The organism is Methanohalophilus sp., from assembly GCF_030156785.1.
In the GTDB taxonomy this organism is placed as follows: Archaea; Halobacteriota; Methanosarcinia; order Methanosarcinales; family Methanosarcinaceae; genus Methanohalophilus.
Window position 1 is genome coordinate 34,537 of sequence record NZ_JASGLW010000001.1, and the last position, 24,504, is coordinate 59,040.

Here is a 24,504-nt window from a genome sequence, read left to right on the forward strand (position 1 = left end):
ACCATCTATTCGTTAATTATATATATAATTTATCAGAACCTCGCAGCAGATGCCAATGATTATTCCTGAAGATGAGCGTACAGATGAACCAATGGATACAGAAAGAGTGATCTATCATCCGGATATGATTAAAGCAAACGAATGGGTACTTTCCGAATATGAAGCACCTATCAGGAAAATAGCTGTTTTTGTCCCATGCTCTAAAAGAAAACCATATCATACAAGCCCATCTCACAAAATGTATGATCGAATAATATTTGGCATCCTTAAGCCTGAAGATGTTCACGTGGTGGTTTTTGGAACATGTGGAATTACTCCACGGGAAATCGATACGGAGTACCCTTTTACTGCTTACAAATTTATATTGGGGAAGTGCAATGTTGCCAGCATAAAAAGGGATTTCATAAAAATGGAAAGCCAACGGCTTTCACGATATCTGGAAAAAACAAGAGATAACTACGAACACAGAGTGGCATATTGTATAGGTGACTTTCGAACAGCAATGGAAAAAGCTGTTGAAATGGTTGATATTGACGTAACAATTGTACCAAAGCCGGAAACTCTTGAGAAAAATATCAAACCCAACAAACGTTTTATTTATGGAAGTTTGAGTCAGTTAGACTACTTGCAGGATTTTTCCGATGCCATAACCAATGCATTGGATTTACCAAAGAGAAAAGTTGGAATTAATCCAGAACTTTCGGAAAACGATAACGATTGGTATCTTATTTGATGTCCAAAACAGGTGCTATTACCTCATCCCATGCTTTCTTCAGGCTTTCTTTCAAGCCACCATCTTCCATTAGAATCTCAAGTATTTTTTGAGCGGTTTCTGGCTCGTGTATTATAGTGCAGTCTTCACAGCTCCAGACTTCGGTGCCGGTTGTGCTTTCAATCCATTTTCCTCCGGTTTTTACCTCCTTGCATGGGTAAAAGGGACAGAAGCAGAATGTGCAATCCTGCCCATGAAGGTGGCAGGGATAATAATTACAGGTGTTTCTCACTGCTTTTTTTCCGGATGATGCAATCGCTATGTTCTCACGAATTTTTCCTGCGCCATATTCTTTTCCTGATTCTGTAAGCACTTCACCTATGGCATAAAGCAGCCTATCGGTTTCTTCAGGAGGACGTACTGCAATTCGTATATAATTTCCTCCCATGGTTGGGAAAGAACTGCAATCACGGACCAAAATACCATGAGAAGCTAGTCGAGTGCTCAATTCTGTTGAATCAATCAGAAGATTGGAAATGTCCACAAGTATATAATTCGCTTCACTGGGGAGAGGAATAAATCCGTAAATATCCGACAGACGGTCTGCAAGATATGTGCGTGCCATATCCACAAATGCCCTTGAACGCATGAGATAAGGACTCTTAATACCTCCTTCCATCCTCAGCAGAGTACAACTCATTTCTTCCGCAAATGCTCCCATGTTCCAGGATAATCTTGCTGCATTGAGAAGATCTGCCATTTCCTTCGAAGCAACCCCAAAACCCATGCGAATTCCGGGAATTGCAAAGCATTTGGTAAGGGATCGCATTACAAAAAGGTAATTTGAATTTGGAACTTCACCAACGACTGTTTGTGAAATATCAGAAAGCTCAATGAACGCTTCGTCAACGTATAGAAGCGTTTCATTTGCCTCGCATCTGGAAGCAAATTCAAGTATGCTTTCGGAAGGAATCAGTTTACCGGTGGGATTATTGGGATTACATACAAAAACAATCTTAGCTTTCGCAAGCATTTCATCGGGTATGTTGAGTATATCATCAACAGGATAAGATAGTACTTTCGCTCCTGTAATACTGCATTGCTGTCCGTATTCTGCAAATGTGGGCGTGGGAATAATTACCGAATCATTGGGACCAAGAATACATTCTGCAACTAATCTGATGATTTCCGTGGAACCATTCCCTGGAATAATACAGTCTCTTGTTACTCCATTACCTACAAATTCTGCTGCAGCTTCCCTGAACTCAATATAACGATTATCAGGATACTGCCCAATTCTCTCAAATGATCTTGCAATAATAGAGTCAAGGTCCATACCATATTCTGGATGATCAAAAGGAGTGCCAAGTGGATTAAGACTTGCACTCATATCCAAGATTTCATCTTCAGGAATTGAGTATAGTTGGGATGCATGTCGTATAAGCCCTCCATGTGAAGGAGGTGTAAGAGCAAGTATATTTTCTTTAAGTGGGAGCATGAGAAGATCCTCATCCATGTCATTGTTCCTTATTTTAAACAAGAACTGATCGTTTTTAAAGCAACTTTTAGTTGTTCCTTTTATGTTTAATATATATATGTATTTAGTTTGATTGGATATGAAAAATCAAAACCCATAATCTTAAATATATCCTTCAAGATAAAACAGCCGTCATGGAAACCTGATCAGGTAGATCAAATGGACTCTAGATCCATTCAGCCGGGTTAGATTCCCGGGGTTTCCGCCAAGAAAATCGAGATGGCACAAAAATGATGCAGAAGTAGACACACCAAGACTTGTAGCTGGAAATCTTACCCTCTGTAGTCGGAGCAATATACTATGGAAAGAAAAACCCTGGATGCATTAATCGAAGCCAATGGAGTATGGATATCACGCAATGGCTTACTTCATAGTATCAGGGATTTCAAAGTGTCTACGAAGTTCATACATATTACAACTGATTGTGGAAAAACAATTACCGTCCGAAATTCGCGCAGGAGTCGCGGTGCAAGAATGCTCAGGTACAATAAGTATCGTAAGGCATGTAAACACTGCAAACCTTCTGAAGAGCTCATTACTCGTTTTGTCAAAAAGGATTTTAGTAAAAATAGAGACGCTCGCGTTATATCTTCAACTTCTGCACCAAAAAAGAAAACTAAGCCAGCTTCAACAGTTGTCAAATCAGTAGTACATACAAATACTGGTTCAGTTGCTATTGCACCAACTACTGAAAAGAAGGGTATAAAAAGAATTCCATATACTGATTCGCAAAAGGAACGAATTAAAGCCCTTCTGACTCCGGCAGATGATTTGTCTTTTATTGAGAAACTTCCGGAATTCAAGGAACTTGAATCCATCCTCGTCAAAAAGCGAAGGGAAGATCTCAGAAAGATGTACGAAGAAAATAGGGAACATGGTCTTGCACAACTTGAACGCAAACTAAGCATGTTTTTTGTTGAGCGCGGATTTATGGAGGTAAGGACATCTATACTGATACCAGAGGAGTATATTGAGAGGATGGGAATTACAAAAGATATTCCTCTCTCAAAACAGATTTTTCGTGTAGATAACAAGCTTTGCCTGCGCCCAATGCTGGCACCAGGATTATACAACTACCTACGCAAATTCGACAAGATTCTTCCGGATCCGGTACGGATATTCGAAATCGGAACATGCTATAGGAAGGAATCAGATGGCAGTGCTCATCTGGAAGAGTTTACCATGCTTAATTTCTGCCAGATGGGATCAGGATGCAACCATGAGAATCTGATAGCAATCATTGATGAATTACTTGGGTTCCTTGGAATAGATTATGATATCGAAGGGGACAGCTGCATGGTATACGGAGACACAATTGATATCATGCACGGGGATCTTGAGCTTTCCTCGGCTGTTATAGGTCCTATAGACATGGATATTGACTGGGGAATTAACAAACCCTGGATGGGAGCTGGATTTGGATTGGAGAGGTTGCTTAAGGTCAAGCATAATTACAGTAACATCAAGCGTGGGAGCAGATCTGAAACATATTATAACGGAATTAACCTGAACCTGAGGTAATCAAATGTTAAAGGACATGAGTCGGGAAGAACTTGACAATTTTGCAGAATCCATCATTAATGGGCAAAAGCTGTCAGATGATAATATCCGGGATCTGCTTAATATTGAAGATGATGAAATCTTAGAAAAACTTTATTCTATTGCAAGATCAATAAGAAACCACTATTTCGGGAACAAGGTTTTCCTGTACAGTTTTGTCTATTTTTCCACTTACTGCAAAAATAATTGTGCATTCTGCTATTATCACTGTAAAAACGACATCAATAGGTATCGCTTGACACCTGACGAAATCGAAAAGGTGTGCGAGGCTCTTAAGGGAGATCCCATTCACATGGTGGATCTTACCATGGGAGAAGATCCCTATTATCACAACCATCCGGAAAGGCTTGTGGAAGTCGTCAGGAGAGTAAAGGAAATTCTGGGTCTTCCAATAATGATATCTCCGGGAGTTGTTGAGGATAAAGTCCTTGAAGAATTGAGGAGAAATGGTGCAAACTTTCTTGCCCTTTATCAGGAAACCTATGACCCCGCACTATTTGCAAGGCTAAGGGTTGGTCAATCATTTGAAAAACGTGTCAATTGCCGGAATTATGCACGTAAAGCCGGAATGTGTATTGAAGACGGGATACTGACAGAAGTCGAACCAGACAAAGAATCTACTTTCAAATCCTTAAAGGGACTGGAGAAATCAGATCCAGATATGGTTAGGGTCATGACATTTGTTCCGCAGGAAGGCACTCCATTTGGAAAAATGGTGCCGGGTTCAAGCAAATCCGAACTGAAAATAATCGCCATTTTAAGGCTTATGTTCCCAAACCGTCTGATTCCTGCATCGCTTGATCTGGAAGGGATTGACGGAATGGTTCACCGCCTCAATGCCGGAGCAAATGTTGTAACCTCCATCATACCTTCGGGATCATCCCTTGAAGGTGTTGTTAATTACGACAGAAACCTCGCGAAGAGGGATAGGGATGTACATAGTGTGATAAAGAGACTTGAATCCATGGGAATGGAGCCTGCGAAACAGGAAGATTTCAACATGATACTGAGCCGGTAGAATGAATACAATATGTCTGATAGGGGGCAAGCTGCAGGGCTTCGAAGTAGCCTACCTTGCTCACAAAGCCGGAATGGAAGTTGTTCTGGTGGACAAAAATCCCCGAGCTTTAATACGTAATGTCGTAGATTACACATTCTGTTTTGATATAACAAAAGAGCCATCTCGCCTCATAGAACTTTCCCGGGAAGTTTCTGCCATCATTCCTACGAACGAAAATCTGGACACCCTTCTTTTCCTGAAAAGAATTGTTCAGGAACTTGAATGTCCCTTACTATTTGATTTTGAGGCATACCATGTGAGCATGGACAAAAAACGATCAAAGGAATACTTTGCTTCCATAGGTGTTCCGACTCCATGCGACAAACCTTCAAAACCCCCGTATTTTGTCAAACCTCCATGCATGAGCAGCAGCATTGGAGCAAGAATAATTGAAACCGAGGAAGAGCTGGCACAAATTGGGCCTGAAATGCTCGTAGAGGAATACCTGACTGGCTCCGTAATATCCCTTGAAGTTGTAGGATACGGAGACAAGTATGCAATTGGTCAGCAGACTCAGGTACATATTGATGACGTGTATGATTGTTACAAAGTAACCCCGATGAATACCGATGAAGAGTTCAGAGACATCAGTTACCGGCTTGCCAGCAATCTGAACCTGAAAGGAATAATGGACGTGGAAGCAATAGCTTCACCATCAGGCATTCGTGTAATCGAAATTGATGCCAGATTTCCAAGCCAGACTCCAACAGTTGTCTACCATAGTAGCGGAATTAACCTACTAACCTGGCTGATGGATGCGTTCTGCGCGAAAGTACCCGATGTTAAACCTCAGATTCTTAAACATTGTATTTACGAACACCTGATGGTTAACGGCAAAAGCCTGAGACCTACAGGAGAACATTTGTTTTCGGAAGGTGAAGATTATTTCCCTCTTTTTGAAGGTGATAATATTGAGATCTTCAAATCAACCGGAAAACACACAATTTACACCCTGATTTGCACAGGTTATTCCTCAAAGCAAGTCGAGAATGTTCACAATGAAGCAATTAAGATCATCAGGAAAGATATGGATAAGTAAAGGAGGATAAGATATGGCATTACTTACACCGGAAGATTTGGAAAACCTTCTGGATAAACTCAACCACAACAATGAGATTATAAAGAAGAATACAGGCATGGACATTGCGGAAATCTGCCATGCCATTTACGGAACAAATCCTGGAAATGAGAGAATTGGCATAATACCGATTACCTCAGGAAACGGAATTATCAGTAACTTTTCAGCATCATTGCTGGCCATTACTGATTATTTTGGAATGGACGGTTTCATCACAAAACACCCGGATATCACTGGTTACTACGAAGCAATCACTGGAAAAGCCGACATAATTCTCATGGCTGACGATCATATTTTTATTGCCCATAATCTTCGTAACGGGAAAATTGCCACAAACCACGTTTGTACAGGTGTTATATATGCTGAAATTGCCTCTAGGTATATTCATGCCGATTCAAAAGAAATACTCGTAATTGGGATGGGTAAGGTAGGCTATGCTGGAGCCGAGCATCTGGTGAACAAGGGGTTTACTGTATATGCATGTGACCCAGACAAAAAAATCATGGAGAAGGCGAAAAAAGAGCTTGGGGTAATACCTTACAGATGTGATGGTACAAGAAAATTCTCTATGGTTCTTGAAGCAACTCCTAATCCAAACACAATTTCCGAAGGGATGGTTGCAGAAAGGTGTCTTGTTTCCACTCCCGGCATTCCATGTGGGCTGCCGGAAGAAATTGGAAGAAGGAAGGGTGTCGACCTTGTCATGGAACCCCTTGTAATCGGGGTAGCTGCAATGCTATATTCAGTGATCTAAATAACGGTATTAGTAGACGTCATTGACTATGCATTTTTAATATGAAAAGGTATATATATGCTAAATGCATAGCCACATTACCTTTTAAATTGAACTTACTTAGAGGAGTTTAAGGTTATGGATGAATATACACCAAAAGAGAGATTAGCACGCGTACTTGCACACAAGGAAGTTGACAGGATGCCTGCAATCTGTGTTACACAGACAGGCACAGTCGAGCAAATGGACGCCTGTGGGGCAGAATGGCCAGAAGCACACGAAAATGCGGAAAAGATGGCAACTCTTGCAGAAGCAGCCCACACAATTGTCGGTTTTGAAGCAGTTCGTGTACCTTTTGACATCACTGCTGAAGCAGAATTCTTTGGTTGTGGTATCAAACCAAGTACGAAGGTACAACAGCCATCCGTTATCAGTCACGTAATTAATTCAGTGGATGACCTTGAAGATCACAAGGACTATGACATCACAACCAAAAGGATAGGACAAGTGCTAAAAGCAATTAATATTCTCGCTGACAAATATGGCGATGAACTCCCAATCATCGGTAGCATGATCGGTCCTTTCTCCCTTGCACAGCATCTCACCGGAGATTCTTGGTTTATGAGCATCATGACCGATGAGGAGTTCGGTAAGGCTGTCATGGACTTCACAACCGAATTCGGTATTAAATATGCACTTGCACAGGTCGAGAATGGTGCTGACACCTTCTCAATCATTGATCCAACTGCAAGCTACTCACTTATCGGTGCAGAGTTCTACAAGAAGTTTGTCATACCTTACCACACCAAGCTTGTTGATGCACTTCACGAGAAAGGTGTCCCATCCGTACTTCACATTTGTGGTGACACAACCCCTGGTCTTTCTATCATGGAAACCTGTGGTGTCGACGCAATCAGTATTGATCAGAATGTTGATGTAGCAACAGCAGTCGCAAACGTTGACAAAGCACTTATCGTTGGTAACCTTGACCCTGTCAGCGTGCTCTGGAACTCCGGTGAAGAGAACGTTGCAGCAATCAAGGAAGAATCACAAAAAGCTCTGGAAGCTGGCGTTGGACTGCTCGCACCTGGCTGTGGTATTGTGAGCCAGACCCCAACAGTCAACCTTCAGGCAATGATTGAATGTGCAAAGAACTGGACCTACTAAGGTCCTTCTTTTCTTTCTTTTTTTATTTTCTTTCTTCATATCCCGGCAGCTAGAATGCTGAGGAGACCTAAAACAATACAGATCATAGAGAAATCTACTTTTGCTGCAAAGTTTTAGGAGACTTATTTGTAATATATCCAGATACAAAAGCACAGCAGTGCCACAAGAGCACCCTGATCAACTTCGACGCTCCCGGTTACCGTAAGTCCTGCCATCACAATCATTACTGCTGGGGTGCTCATTAGTAAAAACTCAGCTCAATTGTCGAGATATAGAATGACCACGCAGCAGAGGCTCTCTATTGACGTGAAGTCATTTTGCTATTCCTTGCACAAGACCGACAACAATAGCTTCCGCAAGAGTCAACATAATGTGGGATGGGTATTCTTCTGTCTAAATAAAACAATTTTCTACCATAATATAAGTCAATGGTTTTTAGCACATAAGAGTACAAATATAATAGAGTTGTGGGATACTTTTATATACATTTACACATATGGGACAATGAGGCAATCTATATGAAAATATGCGTACCATCATCAGGAGAAGATATAAACTCAAATATTGATGATCGCTTTGGCCGATGTAGCTACTTTGTGATTGTAGATTCTGAAAATATGGATACAACTGCTTTCCGGAATCCGGCTAGTTCAGCAACCGGTGGAGCCGGAATACAGGCTGCACAGGAAATCATAAACCATGACGTAAATGTTTTGCTTGTCAATAACATTGGACCAAATGCGCATCAGGTAATCTCAGCAGCAGGAGTTGAGCTTTTTGAAATGCATGGAAACACAGTGGCTGAAGCTGTAAAAAAGTATCTGTCTGAGGGGGCAGAGGGACTTGAAAAGCTTTCCAGACCAAATTCATCATCTCATACCGGAATGAGGCAGGAATAATCGATAAAAACATCAAATAAAGGAGATATTAATATGAGAGTATGTGTACCTTCAATGGGAACTGGGGGGCTGGACTCAATGGTAGGCCAGCATTTCGGGAAAGTTCCAAATTACACCATAATAGACAGCGAAACCGAAGAAGTGGAAGTGATCCCTAACACCAGTGAACATATGGGTGGTGTAGGCGTACCTCCAGACCAACTTTCAAAAGTAGGAGTGGATGTTATGCTCTGCGGAGGGCTTGGAAGAAGAGCAGTTCAGCTTTTTGAGAGTTACGGAATCGAAGTATTTGTAGGAGCAGAAGGAACTGTTGCTGAAGCTTTCAATGCCTGGAGGAACGGAAAACTCGAATTGGCCAGCATGAACAATGCCTGCATCGGACATGATCACTGACACGGAAAAACTAACATGAAAATTGCTGTAGCCAGCGGGAAAGGTGGCACCGGAAAAACCACAGTAGCTGTAAATCTTGCATTGTCCTTGCAGGATATTCAGCTTTTGGACTGTGATGTTGAGGAACCAAACGCCAACCTTTTCCTGCAAAAATCAGTTGACAGGGTGGAAGATGTAAGTATTTTAGTACCACAAATTGATGATGATTTATGTAACTGCTGCGGTGATTGTGTTGCTTTCTGTCAGTACAATGCACTTGCAGCCCTTCCAAATAAAGTGATGGTATTTGAATCCCTCTGTCACGGCTGTGGTGGATGCAAGTTAGTATGTCCGGAAAAAGCGATAACTGAAACTGGCCGTAATATTGGATACATTGAAAAATCATCCGGTAATGGACTTGATTTTTATCACGGAATTCTTTGCATTGGAGATGCAATGGCATCTCCCCTTATTCAAAGACTCAAGTGCTATGCCGATGAAAATAAAACTATTATCCTTGATGCACCCCCGGGAACTGCCTGCCCCATGATCACCACTCTTAAAGATGTGGATTACTGCATTCTGGTAACCGAACCAACACCATTTGGACTACATGATCTTAAACTTGCCGTGGAAGTTGTCGAGAAAATGAGTATTCCTGCAGGCATAATTATTAATCAGGACGCAGAGGGTTATTCTGAAGTTGAGGAGTTTTGCAAAAGCAAGAATATTCCTATAATTCTCAGGATACCTTATGATCGCAGGATTGCTGAAATGTATTCCAAGGGGATCCCCTTTGCAGAAGAGCTGCCCGGCTGGAAAGAAAAGTTCCGGGAAATGTACGAACAAATAAAGAGGATTATTGAATGAAACAACTTGCTATAATCAGCGGCAAAGGGGGTACAGGAAAAACTACTGTAACATCCTCATTTGCTGTACTTGCAAACAATGCCGTTGTGGCAGATTGTGATGTGGATGCTGCAAATATGCATCTGCTCCTTAATCCACAGATCCTCTCAAAACATGATTTTTATGGGCTTTCTGTGGCATCCATAGATAATCAATTGTGCACAGAATGCGGTCTTTGTAAAAAACACTGCCGTTTCGATGCCATAAACGATAATTTCTGCGTTGAGTCATTCCAATGTGAAGGGTGTGGCGTCTGTAAATATGTATGTCCTTCAGATGCCATATCCATGGAAACGAATAAAGCAGGCGAAGCGTATGAATCCATAACTCGTCTGGGATTATTGCTTGCCCATGCAAAACTTGGAATTGGAGAGGACGCAAGCGGAAAACTCATTGCGGTAGTACGGGAAATTGCAATTCGTATGGCAGAAGAAAATAAGGCGGATCTCATACTGATTGACGGACCCCCCGGAACTGGGTGTGCTGTAATTGCAACGCTTACGGGAGTTGATCTTGCATTGATAGTTACAGAACCTACTATTTCAGGCATCCACGATCTTGAGAGAGCACTGGAAGTCACCAGTCATTTCAACATACCTGCCCTTGTCTGTATTAATAAGTATGATATTAACGAAGAAATGGCAAGAGAGATCGAAGCAATGTCTAATTCCCACAACGCAATGATTGTTGGGAAGTTGCCTTTTAATAAGATACCTACCGAAGCTATGATAGTCGGGAAAACTGTTGTTGAATATGCTTCAAATACATTTACCTCCAACATAGAGGAAATGTGGAGTAAAGTAAAGGAGGTTCTCAAATTATGAAATGCGCTTCTTGTACCCATAAGGAATGCAGAGAAGGAAAAGACTGTACCACCATCACTGAAACCCTTGCCTATACAGAGGATGAACAGGCACTCATGAAAGCTGCATCAGAAATTGAAGCCCGATACTACATGAAAAAAACTCGTTTGGAAGAGTTGATCCTCTTTGCAAAGGAGATGGGATACAAACGAATTGGGCTTGCATTCTGTATTGGCCTCTCCAATGAAGCCGGAATTATTGCAAAAATACTCAAAAAAGATTTTAAAGTCTTTTCTGTTTGTTGCAAGGTATGTGGCATTCAGAAAGAAAAGTTTAATCTTAAAAAGATAAGTCCTGAAAATTTTGAAGTAACATGTAACCCGAAGGCACAGGCAATACTCCTTAATGAGAAACAGACAGAACTAAACATTATTGTCGGGCTTTGCATGGGCCACGATATTATATTTACCAAAAATAGTATTGCTCCGGTAACCACACTGCTTGTGAAAGATAGGGTACTTGCGCACAATCCTGTTGGGGTCATCTATTCACGTTATTATCTAAAGAATAAATTCGGGCTGGCGGACTAAATGCCCAAAATTACAGTTGTGGATGACAACAAAACAAATGGAAAACTAAACAATGGATGGGGATTTTCCTGTCTGGTCGAACAAGGGAGTAATAAAGTACTCTTTGACACAGGATGGGACGGTCAGGCATTATTGGAAAATCTTGAAATTCTTGGAATCAACCCCAAAACAATTGATATACTTGTATTGTCACATCAGCACTGGGATCATGTTGGTGGTGTTCCCCACATGCTCCACGCTGCCGGAAACCTGAAAGTTTATGTTCCTTCGTCCTTTTCCCCTAACCTAAAGAAGGAAATATCCATTCATGCCGAAGTTGCTGAAGTTACAAATGCATGCGAAATAATCCAGGGGATTTACAGCAGCGGAGAACTTGGAGAGAAGACTCCCGAACAATCTCTGATCATCAAAGGAAAAAGCGGAATCTTTGTTATAACCGGCTGTGCCCATCCCGGACTTAGTCCTATTCTGGAGGTTGCCAGTTCTTTTGGGAAAATTGTCGGGGTTCTGGGCGGATTGCACTCACTGGATGAAATCCAGTTGCTTGAGAATATGAAATATATTGCCGCCGGGCATTGTACCAGAAGAATAGAAGATCTCAAATCCCTCTATGGCAACAGATATACTCCCATATATGCAGGATATTCCATTGTGTTCTGAGTCATTTCCCCGATCTTAAATACCAGAGAAGCACACATTGCCAGTCCAATTCAAATCCAGTCCAAATAGCAGCCATCATACAGATCACCACTTCATTTAATGCTGATATGGGTTGGTAAAGGAATTAGTGAAATAATGCAGCAAAAATATATATTAGCACATTCATATTTTTAAAGAGGAGTGTATCTAATGTTATCCAGAATTCCTATAGACCTTGCCACTATTGGTAGAGAAAATATTGATAAGGAGATTTTGCGTGTAGGTATAATTGCAGAGCTTGATGCTATTAATCTTTATGAGCAGATGGCAGAACTTGCAACAACTGATGAGATGAAAGCAATTCTGCTGGACATTGCAAAAGAAGAAAAGACCCATGTAGGCGAATTCCAGACAATGCTATTACGCTACGATGAAGAGCAGGTAAAGGAACTGGAAGCTGGTAAAAAGGAAGTTGAAGAAGATATTTTGGGCTGATACAGAGGTCTTTTCCTTAAGGGGGTGGGGAAACGGACTTCATACTACCGGGAATTGATCCGGCACTTTCAGATTTTTTGCAGAAACTAATCCTGTCATTGATGATAGGAATACTGGTTGGTGTGGAAAGAGAACACCGCAAAGCCGATCATGAAGTTTTTGCAGGAGTCCGGACATTTGCTATAACCTGTGTCAGTGGAATGCTTGCAGCATTTGTGGGAACTTTTATAGGATTCGAGATTCTCCTGATTGCAGCATTTCTTATCGTAATCTGTGCAGCTGCGCTAATCTACCGCACCTACACCCTTCGTGGAAGGCTTGGGATGACAAATGCAATAGCCCTCTACTGTACATTTCTACTTGGGATCCTTGTGGCTAACAATTACTTCCTTTTTGCTATAATCAGCAGTGTAATAATCACGTTCCTCCTTGTTGAAAAGAGACCGCTGCACTCCTTTGCACAAAAACTCACAGATGATGAACTACTCAGTGCCCTGCGTTTTCTGGCGGTTGCGTTTATTCTTTACCCCCTCGCGCCTTCAGAACCTGTATTTGGAATCATAGATCTGAAGGCAACGATATTTATTGTTGTACTTGTGATGTTTATAGGGTTTGTCAGCTATCTCGCACTGAGATATGTTGGTTATGAGGGAGGAATTGCCTATTCAGGATTCCTTGGAGGATTTGTCAGTAGTGATGCCACTGTGGTAGCCCTGGCGGCGATTGCAAAACAAAAAACAGGACTCATAAACTCATTTTACATCGGCGTATTACTGGCTACCCTCTCAATGCTGATAAGTAATCTGGTTATTGCATTTATAGTAGATACCAGCGGCATGGTTGCATACTTCATGGCGCCGCCACACATCCTGATGGGAATTGTTGTAGGATTATTGTATTTTTCCGGGAAACAAAAAAGTGGAACTGTTACTGAACCACTTGAACTCAAATCGCCTTTTGGACTGAAACCTGCCTTTCAATTTGGTGCAGTTTTTCTCATTCTTCAGTTAGTAGGTATTTTTGTCAGCAAATATCTGGGCACATATGGAATATATGCACTTGCTATAGGCGGAGTTGTCAGCAGTTCGGCAGTGACAGCGTCTCTGGCAGCTTTGGCGGTTAACGGAAACCTCTCATATATTACAGCAGCAGAAATTGCGGTTATTGCAGGAATTATCAGTATTTTGAATAAAATTGTGCTTATACGCATTAGCGGTTCCCCGGAACTTGAACAAAAGAGCAGGTGGAAACTTCTAATTCTTGCTGCAGTTGGATTAACCACACTTTTTGGCTGGGAGGTCTTTGCAAGGAATCTGCTGTTATAACATCGTTTTTGCAGAAAAGCCTGTACTTTGCACATAAATCATTATTAGTATAGGTCTCGAGAACACAGAGAATGAATACTCTGTGAATCCCATGGTTCTCAGTGATTATATTTGTAATCTCATAATTCTCATGAGAAATCTACAGAACCGTAATTCTCAAAAAGCTTTAAATAACCACCTGCTTCTCCTTTATCCATGGAAAAAATTACCGGGCTTGAACTTTCACCGAGAAAAATAGATTATCTCAAGTACCTCTACCAGAAGGATGCAAGGATTCGTACAAATGAAATTTCTGAACACTTTAATGTAGATCCTTCCACTATTACCAAAACGATAACCGAACTTTCGAATTCAGGATATGTTGATCATATCCCATACAGGGGAGTTAAACTTACAAAAATGGGAAAAGAATACGCAACGTTCCTCATACACAGACACCGCATACTGAGCCTGATGCTAAAGCAACATGGGCTCGAATCAGAAGATGCCTGCAGGGAAGCTTCCCGTTTTGAAGGATATGTGTCAAAAAAAGCAATTGACAGGATATGTAGTTCCATGGGACATCCCAGAATGGGAGTTTGCGGAAAAATTGATCACGCGTATTGTGATTTTGGGCAGTGAAATCACTCCCCCAGCAATTCCCCGACTTTCCGAATAACTGCAATTGCATCTTCTTTTTTAACATCAACTTCATTGTTTTTGCAGTAATCCAGCAGTATTCCAGCCTGCTGTGGGGTCAGCTTTCCTTCTTTTTCAGCAGGTTTAATAATTCCAAGATAGCTTCGCAGGGAATAATGCATCGCTTTTGCAATCTTCATCAGGGATTCGTATTCATTATTATCAATCAAGCCCTCATCCATAGCCGCCAGAAAAGTCTGTCTGATATTCACAAGAGGTAATGAGATAGGTTCGTAAGTATCAGGATTTGTAGCCACTGCCACTTCGTCATCATCCTCAATAACACCGTCACGGTACCAGCCATATATACTTCCACTCCCTATCATCCCGTGACGGTCAAGTTCACAGGCACGCAATGCCCCCATACTGCAACCTCCAACTACGGTTGTTCCCTTTTTCATAACCTCAAGGATTTCCCGATGTCCGACGGCAGCCCTGTCATAAAAAATCCCGTCAATAATGCCGATAATATCATATCGGGAAGTAATTTTGCCCAAGTCTCCTCTGCGCACAGGAGGCTGGTAATCCACATCCAGAATACTGCGAGCTTCTTCAAAAGAGATACTCGTTCCAGCAAAAATCAAGGCTTTATTACTCATACTCTCGGCCTGCGTTTCCATGGCTTATCCTGTGACAAGCCTTTCCTCTTACCTGCCAGACGTATCCGTTTTCCCAAACGTTCTCTGTCAAGGGTATACTGCTCAAAACCGGGAATAATTATCCTGACAACGGGTACAGGAATGCTACTTCTACTTAAATCCACTGCAATAACCCTGTCCGTGATTTTCCGTAGATGATTAAGAACGGTATTAATGTTCTTTGCAGGAGTGGAAGCGGACAGATCATTCAATTTGTTCAAGGTTATTGTTTCGGAACCGTCCTCGTACCAGAAGCGATTCATCCTCTTCATACGATCATAACCAATCTGCCGGACAAATTGTTCCCTTGCAGTGTCCTCGCGTGCCCCATGAATCTGCACCACTCGGGATTGGGCAGCCTCAGATAATGCTCTGCTGACTGCAATTGCAGGATCAAGATGTGCACCAGCACCCATTACGAGTAATGCAGGATCCTTAAGCTGAAGGTCATCTGTTGCCACAACTACAGTTGTAATCGGAGTATCATGATTTACAACCCAGAGTTTCACTTCCACACCAGCGTTCTGAAATTTGGAGAAAAGCTCATAGTTTATGCCGTCTTCCTCGGATAAAAGAAGTTCTTTTCCGGGATTACGATTAAACTCAGCTATGCTGAGAGCATCCCTTTCAATTACTTCAAGCATTCCGTGCAAAAGAGCCTCTTCCATAACGTTACCTGCTGCAAGCCCATTGGTATTACTCCTGAAAAGGTGCGTTGAACGACCCGGGGAATTATATGGGTGGTACACGGCATTGGAAGGAACAAATACATCCTCATTTGAAAGCAGATCAAACCCCTGTGTCCATTCTATAAGGGACCCAGCACCAAGAGGCTCAGGCAATAAAAGGGAGGCTGGTTTTACTATTACGTGTTCTTCAGCAGCAACTTCAGTAGCCTCAATGAATTCCTCAGCATCTATATTTTCAGAAATGTTTGCATTAATGCCCACTCGCTCTGCAAGGCAGCGTTCGTAGCTTTCCATTATAGCTGAAATACGAGCCTGCTCAAGATTCACTCCTTTGCCTGAATAAACCGAAATAGCACCATCTGCAGCACTTGGTCTTATGGTTGAAAAAACCGGGATACCTACACGATCCAGATCGGTAATATTGGCAACCCTTGTAACACCAATACTATCCAAACCAGACTGGATGAGTTCAAGGGTTTCTTCCCCAGTCATTACCCGCTGGGTACCCTTGATATATGAAAGTGAATGATCAATAGAGATAGATGACATGAGAGGAAAGTTTCTTGCATCTGTTATAACCTTTACGACAATATATCTATCACAAATTATAAATAAGATAAGCACATGATGGAGTGTTCAACAACATATCATAATCCATAGGGTTTGAGGGGATTTGAATGTACCCTATATTGTTTTTTAACTGTTGAAGAGACAGGAGGCTAAATTAATGAGAAATATATCTAAAAAATATGAGATGTGTAGCAATAGAACTCCGTCATACCACAATGTGGTAAACGGAAAAACAGAAGATGAACTTAACGAGGATGAAAAAGAACTCTATCAGTTCATTGTAGGGGGAATGCAGGCAAAATAACCTGCAAAAACCTTTTTTATTAATTGAACCGTACTGTTTTCCATGTATGATATTGATCTCATAAGGGAAGACTTTCCGGTTCTTAAAGATGTTATTTATTTTGATAATGGAGCTACAACCCAAACCCCTATACAGGCAGTTAGGGTAATGGAAGACTATTTTTTCAAATATGCTGCCAATCACGGAAGAGGAGCACACAGACTTGCACGCTATACAACCGAACATTACGAGAATGCAAGGGAAACTGTTGCAGGGTTCCTGAATGCTCCTGTAGAAAATACTATATTTACCCGAAACACTACAGAGAGCATCAATATTGTAGCTCAGGGGCTTTCTTGGGAAAAGGGCGATCATGTTATCACAACCCTTGTTGAGCACCATTCAAACCTGCTGCCATGGATGAGACTCAGGGAGCAGGGCGTTGAAATGACAATTGTTGAACCTGATGAAACAGGTACAGTTGACCCAGCAAAAATTGAAGAAGCAATTACCGATAAAACAAAATTAATCGCAGTAACACATGTTTCCAACGTTTTTGGTTCCGTAATGGACGTAAAATCCATCTGTAAACTGGCAAAAGAAAGGGAAATACTATCGGTTATAGATGGTGCACAATCTGCCGGTCACATGCCTGTAGACTTTGAGAAAATCGGGTGCGATTTCTTTGCTGCTCCCGGACACAAAGCGCTGCTGGGTCCACAGGGAACCGGCATTCTCTGCATGAAAGATCCTTACCTCGTCAAGCCACTTAATATTGGAGGAGGGGCTGTCACTTCCGTCACTGCCTCTGGGTATGAACTTGATAATGCTCCATCCCGCTTTGAAGCAGGTACACCGAACATACCCGGGGTAATCGGGCTTGGAAGGGCTGTGGAATATGTGCAGGAATTGGGTGTTGAAAACATCGAAGCCCATGAAAAGAACCTTGCAAAAAAGGCTGCAAAAGGACTTGCATCCATAGAAGGAATTGATGTTTACGGCCCTGAAGATCGTGCACCGGTAGTCCCATTCAACCTTAACGGAATGCACCCGCATGATGTTGCGCTGATCCTTGACGAAACCCGCAGGATCTGTGTCCGTAGCGGATATCATTGTGCAATGCCGGGAATCCTGCATATGGGACTTGAAGGCACTGTAAGGGCTTCATTCGGCCCCTATAATACATCAGAAGAAGTGGATGTTTTTATTGAGACCATGGAGGAAGTAACCCGACTGGTCTGAATTATAATTTATTCCATCATCATTTTTGTAAGGCTTTGCAATGATTCGTTGATTTCCTGAATCCCTAAAGATAGGGTCTTTTCGGGAAGCTTTATTTCAAGGGATTTCCCTCCAACTGTACCTATGACTGCATGAGGAACTCCATCCAGTATTTCACCGGCTTTTTCGGGTTCTGATGTCGTAATCAAGGCACGGGCATATGATTCGGAAAACAAAAGTTCGTCTGTCCTCAAGCCGTCTGAAATGCCCGCAAGATCAACTTTTGCACCCATGGTAGAACACATCTTGCTTAGAGCTATTGCCAGACCTCCCAATGACAGATCTTTTGATGCATTAACAACACCAGATCTTGTTGCAGAAATCAATGTTGAAATAATGGAAGCATAGTTTTCCGGAACAATTGGGGAGTGCCCAACATTCTGGCAACCGAGAAGATCATGATATTCGGATGCTCCCATCTCAGCTTTTGTAGTACCTACAAGGATAATTGAATCCCCTTCATTACGGAATGTTGAAGAGGGGACCTGTGAAACATCAGGAATAAAACCAATAACTCCAAGAGCCGGAGTAGGAAGAATTGCCATATTAAATTCCTCGCTTTCATTATAGAGAGATACATTGCCACCTACTACCGGAATTGAAAGATCCCTTGCAGCATCTGCAAGACCCATTATGCTATGTTTGAATTGCCAGTAAATATCTGGTTTCTCAGGATTCCCGAAGTTGAGGCAATTAACAAGAGCAATGCTCTCTGCACCTTTTATTGCAAGGTTCATGGCATTTTCCACAACTGCGCCCCTGCTACCCTCATACGGATCCAGCCCGACATGGCGTGGATTGCAGCCGCAGGAGATGCCAATTCCCTGGACTCCTGAAATTCTTAAAATGCCAGCATCATCACCGGGTTTTACAACTGTACGTATCTGTACTTCATGGTCATATTGGCGGTAAATCCATTCTCTGGAAGCAACATTGTGAGAAGAAAGAATCTTGAGTATCGTGTTTTTGAGATCTTCCGGCATTTCTGGCGAAGTACCCATATCGCGCTTCTTAGGAGGAGTTGAAGGTCTTTCAAAAGTAGGAGCCCCCTCAGTCAGGAGCAGAATAGGCACATCCGCCACAACTTCGCCTTTAAATTCAACTGTGAAATAGAGACGTTCGGTAAGCTCGCCTATTACAGCAGAGTTAAGATCGTATTTGTCGGCGATTGCAAGGACTGCATCAACATCTTCGGGAGCTACTTCAACAAGCATGCGTTCCTGGGATTCAGCAATCAATATTTCAAAGGCTGTCATGTTGTCCTCACGCAGAGGTACATTATCTGCAATCAGGCGAATGCCTAGTCTTCCCTTGGAGGCCATTTCGGATGATGCACCCGCCAATCCGGCGGCGCCAAGATCCCTGCAGGATTTAACGTAACCTTTATTGATGGCTTCAAGGGTTGCTTCGATAAGCAGCTTTTCAATAAAAGGATCTCCTACCTGAATACTCGGACGATCTTCGGCTTCCGAATCTTCGGATAAGTCTCGGGATGCAAAAGAAGCTCCTCCCAGACCATCACGGCCGGTAGTTGATCCCATAAGCACAATCTTATTCCCGGCTTTTTGTGCAGTAGCTGTTACAAGCTTGTCTTCCTCAACAAGCCCGACACATACAACATTGACCAAGGGATTTCCACTGTAACTCTCATCAAAGAAAGTTTCACCACGGACAACCGGAACACCGATGCAGTTTCCGTAACTGGATATGCCTTCGACTATGTGCTCGAAAAGATAGAGATTCTTGGGAGTGTTCAGTGGACCGAAATACAGAGGGTCCATCAAAGCTATGGGACGAGCACCCATTGATATAATATCCCTGACAATTCCCCCGACACCTGTGGAAGAGCCATTAAAGGGATCCACATAGGAAGGATGGTTGTGGCTTTCCATTCCTATGGCAAGTGCCAGCCCCCTGCCAAAACGCACAATCGCTGCGTCGTCTCCGGGGCCAATGATTACTTTCTCACCTTCGGTTACAAAGCATTTCAAAAGGGGTGCACTAGAGCGGTAAGAACAATGTTCACTCCAGAGATTCAGAAAACAACCCTGTTCGACAAGGTTTGGTTTTCTTCCCATCTTTTCGGTTATGATTTTTAGATCATCGTCAGGTAACATCTGGGCGCCTCTTATTAGCTGGAATCTGTCCTCACATAAACCGGACATATAGATAAATATTTCTGGATAATCTTCTTCACTCAATAAGATATAGCTTCTGCCCTTTTTTAAGTTTGTAGCGATTTACAGTGCCAGCGGGAAGCTCAATCACATAGCTCACCTCAAACTTGCTTTTCAGTAAACCAACCCACGCTTTCAAATGCTGAGTATCCAGGATTCTCATATCCTTATCCAAAAGAAGGACATCAATGGGAAACGGTACAAAAAACATGTGAAGGCGCACCTTTACAGGTTTCTTTAACACAAAAAGCAGAGCATATCCTTCAGGTATGCTTCTCCTGAACATCAACCCCCGGCTTTTTGCAAGAAAACTGCAAGCTACATCCATTTTTGCGGCCACTATTTTACCATTAGATATTAATAGCATCGAAGTTAACTCTTAGTGTCTGTACATATAAAAAGTACAGATGCTAAGCATTTATAATTGGAGGAAATACCCAAAAATGAGTTCAGAAATGTGTGCTGTATGTGGATTGCCAAAGGAACTATGCATATGCGAAGAAGTGGCAAAGGAACAGCAAAGAATTACCGTAAAGGTTAACAGGCGTAGGTATGGAAAAGAAGTGACAGTTGTGGAAGGTTTTGATGCCAACGAGATTGATCTTCATGAACTTGCAACATATCTGAAATCCAAATTTGCCTGTGGAGGGACAGTAAAAGGCAATGCTGTTGAATTACAGGGTAATCATCTTGGCCGCATGAAACAAGTACTTATTGAAAAGGGTTTCTCTCCCGATCAGATTAAGGACTAAAAACATCGTTTTTAAACTGTTCTGCAAAATCAATTGAAAATTGAAAGCAACAACTATCGCTGCTGGCAGCGATTTTGAGGGCGATTGGTTTTTTTCTTGCAATCGCCTCTTTTGCTAACGATAATTTCCAAATCATTCACCAGAGGTGGTTAAATGCGACCTACATGTGAAATAATGGTCCAGAGAGTCTTACCCGCAATACGTGCAGAAGTCGCCAGAGTAATGATGGTTGAATTTGGGTGTACACAACAGCAAGTCGCAGAAAATCTAGGCTTATCCAGAGCTGCAGTATCACAATATGTAAGTGAAAAAAGGGGTGCAGACATCGATTTTTCGGAAGAGACGCTGGATCTGATTAGTATTTTTGCTTCAGAACTCCTCAACGATCTCACACCAAAGGAAAAAGTGAAAAAAATGTGTGAGATCTGCAAGCATGTCCAGAAGTCTGGCTGGCTTTACAAAAACGCACCCGGTGCAGAATATTGCTTCCTATGCGGAGTGGACGATGATTGAATTGCAGATGTATCCAGTGCAAAGGAAGGGGGATGTGCGGAAGGCCGACATGTCCTATTCTTGAGAAAATTAAAACTACTTCTAACCTATCTTTTTTACAAGAGGGAAAAAAAGATGTTTTTGGAGCGTCACCTCCCGCTGTATTTGTTGGAAGATATGGGTATCCGCAGGTAAAAGCCGGACCAATGATTCCACCTGATGTTTTAGGGGACGATGCCTTGGATCTTGAAGATCCAAAAAAACTTCTTAAAATGGGAATTGATGACATAATTCGCCAGCGCTGCAGTCTTGTGCGCGCAAGCACACTAGCTGACGTGAAACAACCACTTAGCAATCAGCTAATTGAAAAAGCACAGGAGTTGGCCCTTTCAAGCCAACCAGTTGATGCGGAAGCAAGGTTTAGCAAACCCCTGAAAGCAACCACAAGTTTTGATGGAGTTATGACTCCCATGGGTCCTTCGGGGAAAGTGGAGAAATTTGACCTTGCAGAGAATCCCAGGGTTCCCGCAAAAGTTGATTACCTGGCATATGACACCGATGCCCTTGCTAAAGATGTGACTCTCGAATTATTCAATTCAAATATAGGTACCGAACACATTACCCGTCTTTTGTCAATAGGTTTGCTCGGACAAAAACGCAAGCTTGTACCAACACGATGGGCAATAACTGCTACGGACGATATGATTGGCAAAGAGCTGGCAAAACAGGCACTTGATTATCCTGAAGTTAAGGACATACAATTATTCAGCGGTGGATGCTTGGGAAACCATTTTGAAATTCTGCTTTACCCCCGTACTTATTCCTTTGAGCTGCTTGAAATCTGGATGAAAAAAACCGTTTGGTCCGGTGCAAATTCATGGATAGGACAGGATATGGAAGGTGCAAAAGGAAAGAAGGGGTATTCAAATCTGGCAGGAGGTTACTATGCCGCCAGGCTTCCGGTTTTGGAGCACTTCCAGAAAACAAGGCGGCAGGCAGCAATATTTGCGATTCGGGAAATTACTCCGGAATACTGGGCTCCTCTTGGCGTATGGGTGGTGAGGGAAGCGGCAAGGAATACAATGACCAGAAAACCACAAACATTCGAAACCCTTGAAGGTGCACTCATGGATATGGAAAAAAGAATCCATACGCCCCGAAGCGAATGGCAAAGTCGCTCCGAAATATTACAGCTCCTGCAAAAACAAACATCATTATCACAGTTTTTGAATTAACTATGTGAGATATATTGATCTATATAGCACAATGAAACTATATAGGAAACTTATATCTGCAAATGGCTGTTTTCATCCTCAGAGATTGAGGAGTTATTCCAATGGATTACTTAAACCCATACATGATAATTTTAGTTCTTGCCGGTTTGTATATGGCATGGAATATAGGAGCCAATGATCTGGCTAACGCCATGGGAACCTCAGTGGGGAGTGGTGCACTGACCCTGAAAAAGGTTGTGATTGTTGCAGCCTTTTTTGAATTCACTGGAGCCGTATTTTTCGGGAAACGTGTTACAACAACAATTGCAAAGGGAATTGTCCCCCTTGATGCAATAAAGACAATAGATCCTCATCTGGTAGTACTGGGAATGCTTGCTGCAATTCTTGCAGCCGGATTCTGGATCACACTGGCAACATTCTACAATTTACCCGTTTCCACAACCCATTCAATAGTAGGGGCAGTACTTGGTTTTGGAATAATAGCTGCTATGATGGACATAATCGCAATAAATGACATCCAGTGGAGCATCCTAGCTAAAATTGTAGCAAGTTGGCTCATTTCCCCGATCCTTGGAGCAATAATTGCTTACATTATATTCTTAATTGTGCGATTCTTATTTTTACAAAGAGCGACTGAACCACATGATGTAGAGAGAAAATTTGTTTATCTGCAAATAATGACTGCTTGTTACATCGCATTTGCACATGGATCAAACGATGTAGCAAACGCCGTTGGACCCCTGTATGCTGGACTTAATGCACTTGGTGCCGCGGATGGCGGAGTTCCAATATGGGTTCTTGCAGTAGGAGGAATAGGAATGGTAATCGGGCTTGCCACATGGGGATACCGAGTGATTGAAACCATCGGAACAAGGATAACTGAACTAACTCCTACAAGAGGTTTCTCTGCAGAGTTTGCAACCGCTTCTGTAGTGATTTTGCATAGTTATAGCTCCCTTCCAATATCGACCACACACACTCTTGTGGGTTCTGTGATTGGTGTGGGGCTTGCTGGAGGTCTTGCTGCCGTTGACCTCAGTGTGATAGGCAAGATTGTAGCATCATGGATCACTACAGTACCTATAGCTGCTCTGACTTCAGCAGTCATTTTTACAATATTATTGGGGATTGGAATATGAAAAAATTTGATTACATACGTACAGTTCTGGATATTTTTGCAACGTCACCGTTCAAACCAATAGCTATGCATGCCAGCAAAGGTGTGGAGGCAACCTACATTTTACAGAAATCATTTGAAGCATACTGTGAAGGAAATATGGATGCAGTACTGGAATATAGCAGGCAGATTGATTCCATCGAACATGAAGCTGATATCATCAAACAAACCATAAGAAGCGAGATTTCTTCATCCATAATGCTTCCAGTTAAGGCAGAAGACCTATTTAATTTCCTCAAACCACAGGATTCAATTGCAGACGTCGCCCAAGAAGTCGGATTCTGGATGACTTTAAGAAAGTGCGAAGTGCCACAAGATCTGAAAGAAGAGCTTAAGAGGCTTGTGGAAAAAACAATTGAAACTGTTGACACATATGAACTGCTTATAGGCGAACTTGAGGATTTACTGGAATCATCCTTTGGAAAAAAAGATGTCAAAGAAGCCCTTGCACTTGTTCCAAGAGTAGAGGAACTGGAGCACGAAGTTGACATTATTGAAAAAAACTTAATGATGAAGATATTCAACTCAGAGAATGAGCTTGGTGGAGCAGCCGTATATCACCTCACAGAACTTGTTAAACTCACAGGGGATATAGCAGACAAGGCAGAACATGCAGCAGACCGTCTCAGAACGATGATACTGAGAAGATAATG

General features: G+C 42.2%; 27 protein-coding genes. 22 read left to right on the top strand and 5 right to left on the bottom strand.

The features are described from left to right. Positions 1-49: 49 nt before the first annotated feature. The gene (locus tag PWQ49_RS00200; protein WP_300606216.1) at positions 50-733 is read left to right on the top strand and encodes a DUF5591 domain-containing protein; all 684 of its coding nucleotides are present in this window, start codon (positions 50-52) and stop codon (positions 731-733) included. Here PWQ49_RS00200 and cobD read toward each other — a convergent pair. Then, on the bottom strand, positions 726-2,228 hold the full coding sequence (cobD, locus tag PWQ49_RS00205) for a threonine-phosphate decarboxylase CobD (RefSeq protein ID WP_300606219.1): 1,503 nt from the start codon (positions 2,226-2,228) through the stop codon (positions 726-728). The genes PWQ49_RS00200 and cobD overlap by 8 nt on opposite strands. 321 nt (positions 2,229-2,549) lie before the next feature. On the opposite strand from cobD, the gene pylSc reads away from it, so the two are divergent. The 14 genes from pylSc (at position 2,550) to PWQ49_RS00275 (ending at position 14,500) form a co-directional block, all read left to right on the top strand. Next, positions 2,550-3,770 carry a pyrrolysine--tRNA(Pyl) ligase large subunit gene (gene pylSc / locus PWQ49_RS00210; protein WP_300606222.1) on the top strand — a complete coding sequence of 407 codons (1,221 nt, stop codon included), beginning with the start codon at positions 2,550-2,552 and terminating at the stop codon, positions 3,768-3,770. 4 nt (positions 3,771-3,774) lie between these two features. Beyond that, positions 3,775-4,827, top strand: coding sequence for a methylornithine synthase PylB (gene pylB / locus PWQ49_RS00215; RefSeq protein ID WP_300606224.1), 1,053 nt, complete (start codon positions 3,775-3,777; stop codon positions 4,825-4,827). 1 nt (position 4,828) lies between these two features. Beyond that, positions 4,829-5,908 carry a 3-methylornithine--L-lysine ligase PylC gene (pylC, locus tag PWQ49_RS00220; protein ID WP_300606227.1) on the top strand — a complete coding sequence of 360 codons (1,080 nt, stop codon included), beginning with the start codon at positions 4,829-4,831 and terminating at the stop codon, positions 5,906-5,908. A 13-nt stretch (positions 5,909-5,921) separates the two neighbouring features. Then, positions 5,922-6,701 carry a 3-methylornithyl-N6-L-lysine dehydrogenase PylD gene (pylD, locus tag PWQ49_RS00225; RefSeq protein ID WP_300606230.1) on the top strand — a complete coding sequence of 260 codons (780 nt, stop codon included), beginning with the start codon at positions 5,922-5,924 and terminating at the stop codon, positions 6,699-6,701. Between the two features lie 117 nt (positions 6,702-6,818). Next, the gene (gene mtbA, locus PWQ49_RS00230; protein WP_300606233.1) at positions 6,819-7,847 is read left to right on the top strand and encodes a methylcobamide:CoM methyltransferase MtbA; all 1,029 of its coding nucleotides are present in this window, start codon (positions 6,819-6,821) and stop codon (positions 7,845-7,847) included. 518 nt (positions 7,848-8,365) lie between these two features. Next, complete coding sequence (locus PWQ49_RS00235) at positions 8,366-8,746, top strand: NifB/NifX family molybdenum-iron cluster-binding protein (RefSeq protein ID WP_300606236.1); 381 nt, start codon at positions 8,366-8,368, stop codon at positions 8,744-8,746. Positions 8,747-8,779: 33 nt separating this feature from the next. After that, entirely contained in the window at positions 8,780-9,139 is a 360-nt protein-coding gene (locus tag PWQ49_RS00240) for a NifB/NifX family molybdenum-iron cluster-binding protein (protein ID WP_300606237.1), read from the top strand. A gap of 15 nt (positions 9,140-9,154) precedes the next feature. After that, positions 9,155-9,988 (top strand): ATP-binding protein, encoded by an 834-nt coding sequence (locus PWQ49_RS00245; protein ID WP_300606240.1) that lies wholly within the window; start codon positions 9,155-9,157, stop codon positions 9,986-9,988. After that, a complete protein-coding gene (locus PWQ49_RS00250) occupies positions 9,985-10,851 on the top strand; it encodes an ATP-binding protein (RefSeq protein WP_300606242.1) in 867 nt (288 codons plus the stop codon). The genes PWQ49_RS00245 and PWQ49_RS00250 overlap by 4 nt, the downstream gene beginning before the upstream one ends. Then, the gene (locus PWQ49_RS00255) at positions 10,848-11,420 is read left to right on the top strand and encodes a DUF1847 domain-containing protein (protein WP_300606245.1); all 573 of its coding nucleotides are present in this window, start codon (positions 10,848-10,850) and stop codon (positions 11,418-11,420) included. The genes PWQ49_RS00250 and PWQ49_RS00255 overlap by 4 nt, the downstream gene beginning before the upstream one ends. Beyond that, positions 11,421-12,080: an MBL fold metallo-hydrolase gene (locus PWQ49_RS00260; RefSeq protein ID WP_300606247.1), complete on the top strand. Its 660-nt coding sequence runs from the start codon at positions 11,421-11,423 to the stop codon at positions 12,078-12,080. Positions 12,081-12,269: 189 nt separating this feature from the next. Next, positions 12,270-12,554, top strand: a complete 285-nt coding sequence (locus PWQ49_RS00265; RefSeq protein ID WP_300606250.1) for a ferritin family protein — start codon at positions 12,270-12,272, stop codon at positions 12,552-12,554. 77 nt (positions 12,555-12,631) lie between these two features. Continuing rightward, a complete protein-coding gene (locus PWQ49_RS00270) occupies positions 12,632-13,879 on the top strand; it encodes an MgtC/SapB family protein (RefSeq protein ID WP_300606252.1) in 1,248 nt (415 codons plus the stop codon). Positions 13,880-14,074: 195 nt separating this feature from the next. Continuing rightward, complete coding sequence (locus tag PWQ49_RS00275) at positions 14,075-14,500, top strand: metal-dependent transcriptional regulator (protein ID WP_300606254.1); 426 nt, start codon at positions 14,075-14,077, stop codon at positions 14,498-14,500. Between the two features lie 2 nt (positions 14,501-14,502). On the opposite strand, the gene PWQ49_RS00280 is transcribed toward PWQ49_RS00275, so the two are convergent. Together PWQ49_RS00280 and PWQ49_RS00285 are read right to left on the bottom strand one after the other, a co-directional pair. Further along, positions 14,503-15,156, bottom strand: coding sequence for a TfuA-related McrA-glycine thioamidation protein (locus PWQ49_RS00280; protein WP_300606257.1), 654 nt, complete (start codon positions 15,154-15,156; stop codon positions 14,503-14,505). Beyond that, a complete protein-coding gene (locus PWQ49_RS00285) occupies positions 15,153-16,433 on the bottom strand; it encodes a YcaO-related McrA-glycine thioamidation protein (protein WP_300606260.1) in 1,281 nt (426 codons plus the stop codon). Before PWQ49_RS00285 ends, PWQ49_RS00280 begins: the two co-directional genes overlap by 4 nt. A gap of 178 nt (positions 16,434-16,611) precedes the next feature. Here PWQ49_RS00285 and PWQ49_RS00290 point away from each other — a divergent pair, with 178 nt between their 5' ends. Next, the gene (locus tag PWQ49_RS00290; RefSeq protein ID WP_300606262.1) at positions 16,612-16,758 is read left to right on the top strand and encodes a hypothetical protein; all 147 of its coding nucleotides are present in this window, start codon (positions 16,612-16,614) and stop codon (positions 16,756-16,758) included. Positions 16,759-16,800: 42 nt separating this feature from the next. Further along, entirely contained in the window at positions 16,801-17,979 is a 1,179-nt protein-coding gene (locus tag PWQ49_RS00295) for a cysteine desulfurase (RefSeq protein ID WP_300606265.1), read from the top strand. Between the two features lie 8 nt (positions 17,980-17,987). On the opposite strand, the gene purL is transcribed toward PWQ49_RS00295, so the two are convergent. Continuing rightward, positions 17,988-20,135 (bottom strand): phosphoribosylformylglycinamidine synthase subunit PurL, encoded by a 2,148-nt coding sequence (gene purL / locus PWQ49_RS00300; RefSeq protein ID WP_300606702.1) that lies wholly within the window; start codon positions 20,133-20,135, stop codon positions 17,988-17,990. A 76-nt stretch (positions 20,136-20,211) separates the two neighbouring features. Beyond that, positions 20,212-20,562 (bottom strand): DUF192 domain-containing protein, encoded by a 351-nt coding sequence (locus tag PWQ49_RS00305; RefSeq protein WP_300606268.1) that lies wholly within the window; start codon positions 20,560-20,562, stop codon positions 20,212-20,214. 76 nt (positions 20,563-20,638) lie between these two features. On the opposite strand from PWQ49_RS00305, the gene yciH reads away from it, so the two are divergent. The 5 genes from yciH to PWQ49_RS00330 all read left to right on the top strand — a co-directional run bounded on the left by yciH (position 20,639) and on the right by PWQ49_RS00330 (position 24,502). After that, positions 20,639-20,947, top strand: a complete 309-nt coding sequence (gene yciH / locus PWQ49_RS00310; protein ID WP_300606271.1) for a stress response translation initiation inhibitor YciH — start codon at positions 20,639-20,641, stop codon at positions 20,945-20,947. Between the two features lie 153 nt (positions 20,948-21,100). Continuing rightward, complete coding sequence (locus PWQ49_RS00315; protein WP_300606274.1) at positions 21,101-21,460, top strand: helix-turn-helix domain-containing protein; 360 nt, start codon at positions 21,101-21,103, stop codon at positions 21,458-21,460. After that, complete coding sequence (locus PWQ49_RS00320; RefSeq protein ID WP_300606277.1) at positions 21,457-22,674, top strand: Nre family DNA repair protein; 1,218 nt, start codon at positions 21,457-21,459, stop codon at positions 22,672-22,674. The genes PWQ49_RS00315 and PWQ49_RS00320 overlap by 4 nt, the downstream gene beginning before the upstream one ends. Positions 22,675-22,775: 101 nt before the next feature. Next, positions 22,776-23,813, top strand: coding sequence for an inorganic phosphate transporter (locus PWQ49_RS00325; protein WP_300606279.1), 1,038 nt, complete (start codon positions 22,776-22,778; stop codon positions 23,811-23,813). Then, positions 23,810-24,502 carry a TIGR00153 family protein gene (locus PWQ49_RS00330; protein WP_300606282.1) on the top strand — a complete coding sequence of 231 codons (693 nt, stop codon included), beginning with the start codon at positions 23,810-23,812 and terminating at the stop codon, positions 24,500-24,502. Before PWQ49_RS00325 ends, PWQ49_RS00330 begins: the two co-directional genes overlap by 4 nt. The last annotated feature ends 2 nt before the right edge of the window (positions 24,503-24,504 follow it).

Excerpts from the sequence above, each read along its gene's own strand:
- PWQ49_RS00285 (WP_300606260.1), bottom strand. The coding sequence starts at position 16,433 with ATGTCATCTATCTCTATTGATCATTCACTTTCATATATCAAGGGTACC.
- PWQ49_RS00200 (WP_300606216.1), top strand. The coding sequence starts at position 50 with ATGCCAATGATTATTCCTGAAGATGAGCGTACAGATGAACCAATGGAT.
- PWQ49_RS00290 (WP_300606262.1), top strand. The coding sequence starts at position 16,612 with ATGAGAAATATATCTAAAAAATATGAGATGTGTAGCAATAGAACTCCG.
- pylB (WP_300606224.1), top strand. The coding sequence starts at position 3,775 with ATGTTAAAGGACATGAGTCGGGAAGAACTTGACAATTTTGCAGAATCC.
- pylSc (WP_300606222.1), top strand. The coding sequence starts at position 2,550 with ATGGAAAGAAAAACCCTGGATGCATTAATCGAAGCCAATGGAGTATGG.
- PWQ49_RS00280 (WP_300606257.1), bottom strand. The coding sequence starts at position 15,156 with ATGAGTAATAAAGCCTTGATTTTTGCTGGAACGAGTATCTCTTTTGAA.
- PWQ49_RS00260 (WP_300606247.1), top strand. The coding sequence starts at position 11,421 with ATGCCCAAAATTACAGTTGTGGATGACAACAAAACAAATGGAAAACTA.
- PWQ49_RS00295 (WP_300606265.1), top strand. The coding sequence starts at position 16,801 with ATGTATGATATTGATCTCATAAGGGAAGACTTTCCGGTTCTTAAAGAT.
- PWQ49_RS00275 (WP_300606254.1), top strand. The coding sequence starts at position 14,075 with ATGGAAAAAATTACCGGGCTTGAACTTTCACCGAGAAAAATAGATTAT.
- purL (WP_300606702.1), bottom strand. The coding sequence starts at position 20,135 with ATGTTACCTGACGATGATCTAAAAATCATAACCGAAAAGATGGGAAGA.
- PWQ49_RS00255 (WP_300606245.1), top strand. The coding sequence starts at position 10,848 with ATGAAATGCGCTTCTTGTACCCATAAGGAATGCAGAGAAGGAAAAGAC.
- PWQ49_RS00305 (WP_300606268.1), bottom strand. The coding sequence starts at position 20,562 with ATGCTATTAATATCTAATGGTAAAATAGTGGCCGCAAAAATGGATGTA.
- PWQ49_RS00265 (WP_300606250.1), top strand. The coding sequence starts at position 12,270 with ATGTTATCCAGAATTCCTATAGACCTTGCCACTATTGGTAGAGAAAAT.
- PWQ49_RS00240 (WP_300606237.1), top strand. The coding sequence starts at position 8,780 with ATGAGAGTATGTGTACCTTCAATGGGAACTGGGGGGCTGGACTCAATG.
- PWQ49_RS00235 (WP_300606236.1), top strand. The coding sequence starts at position 8,366 with ATGAAAATATGCGTACCATCATCAGGAGAAGATATAAACTCAAATATT.
- PWQ49_RS00325 (WP_300606279.1), top strand. The coding sequence starts at position 22,776 with ATGGATTACTTAAACCCATACATGATAATTTTAGTTCTTGCCGGTTTG.
- yciH (WP_300606271.1), top strand. The coding sequence starts at position 20,639 with ATGAGTTCAGAAATGTGTGCTGTATGTGGATTGCCAAAGGAACTATGC.
- cobD (WP_300606219.1), bottom strand. The coding sequence starts at position 2,228 with ATGGATGAGGATCTTCTCATGCTCCCACTTAAAGAAAATATACTTGCT.
- pylC (WP_300606227.1), top strand. The coding sequence starts at position 4,829 with ATGAATACAATATGTCTGATAGGGGGCAAGCTGCAGGGCTTCGAAGTA.
- mtbA (WP_300606233.1), top strand. The coding sequence starts at position 6,819 with ATGGATGAATATACACCAAAAGAGAGATTAGCACGCGTACTTGCACAC.
- pylD (WP_300606230.1), top strand. The coding sequence starts at position 5,922 with ATGGCATTACTTACACCGGAAGATTTGGAAAACCTTCTGGATAAACTC.
- PWQ49_RS00315 (WP_300606274.1), top strand. The coding sequence starts at position 21,101 with ATGCGACCTACATGTGAAATAATGGTCCAGAGAGTCTTACCCGCAATA.
- PWQ49_RS00250 (WP_300606242.1), top strand. The coding sequence starts at position 9,985 with ATGAAACAACTTGCTATAATCAGCGGCAAAGGGGGTACAGGAAAAACT.
- PWQ49_RS00245 (WP_300606240.1), top strand. The coding sequence starts at position 9,155 with ATGAAAATTGCTGTAGCCAGCGGGAAAGGTGGCACCGGAAAAACCACA.
- PWQ49_RS00330 (WP_300606282.1), top strand. The coding sequence starts at position 23,810 with ATGAAAAAATTTGATTACATACGTACAGTTCTGGATATTTTTGCAACG.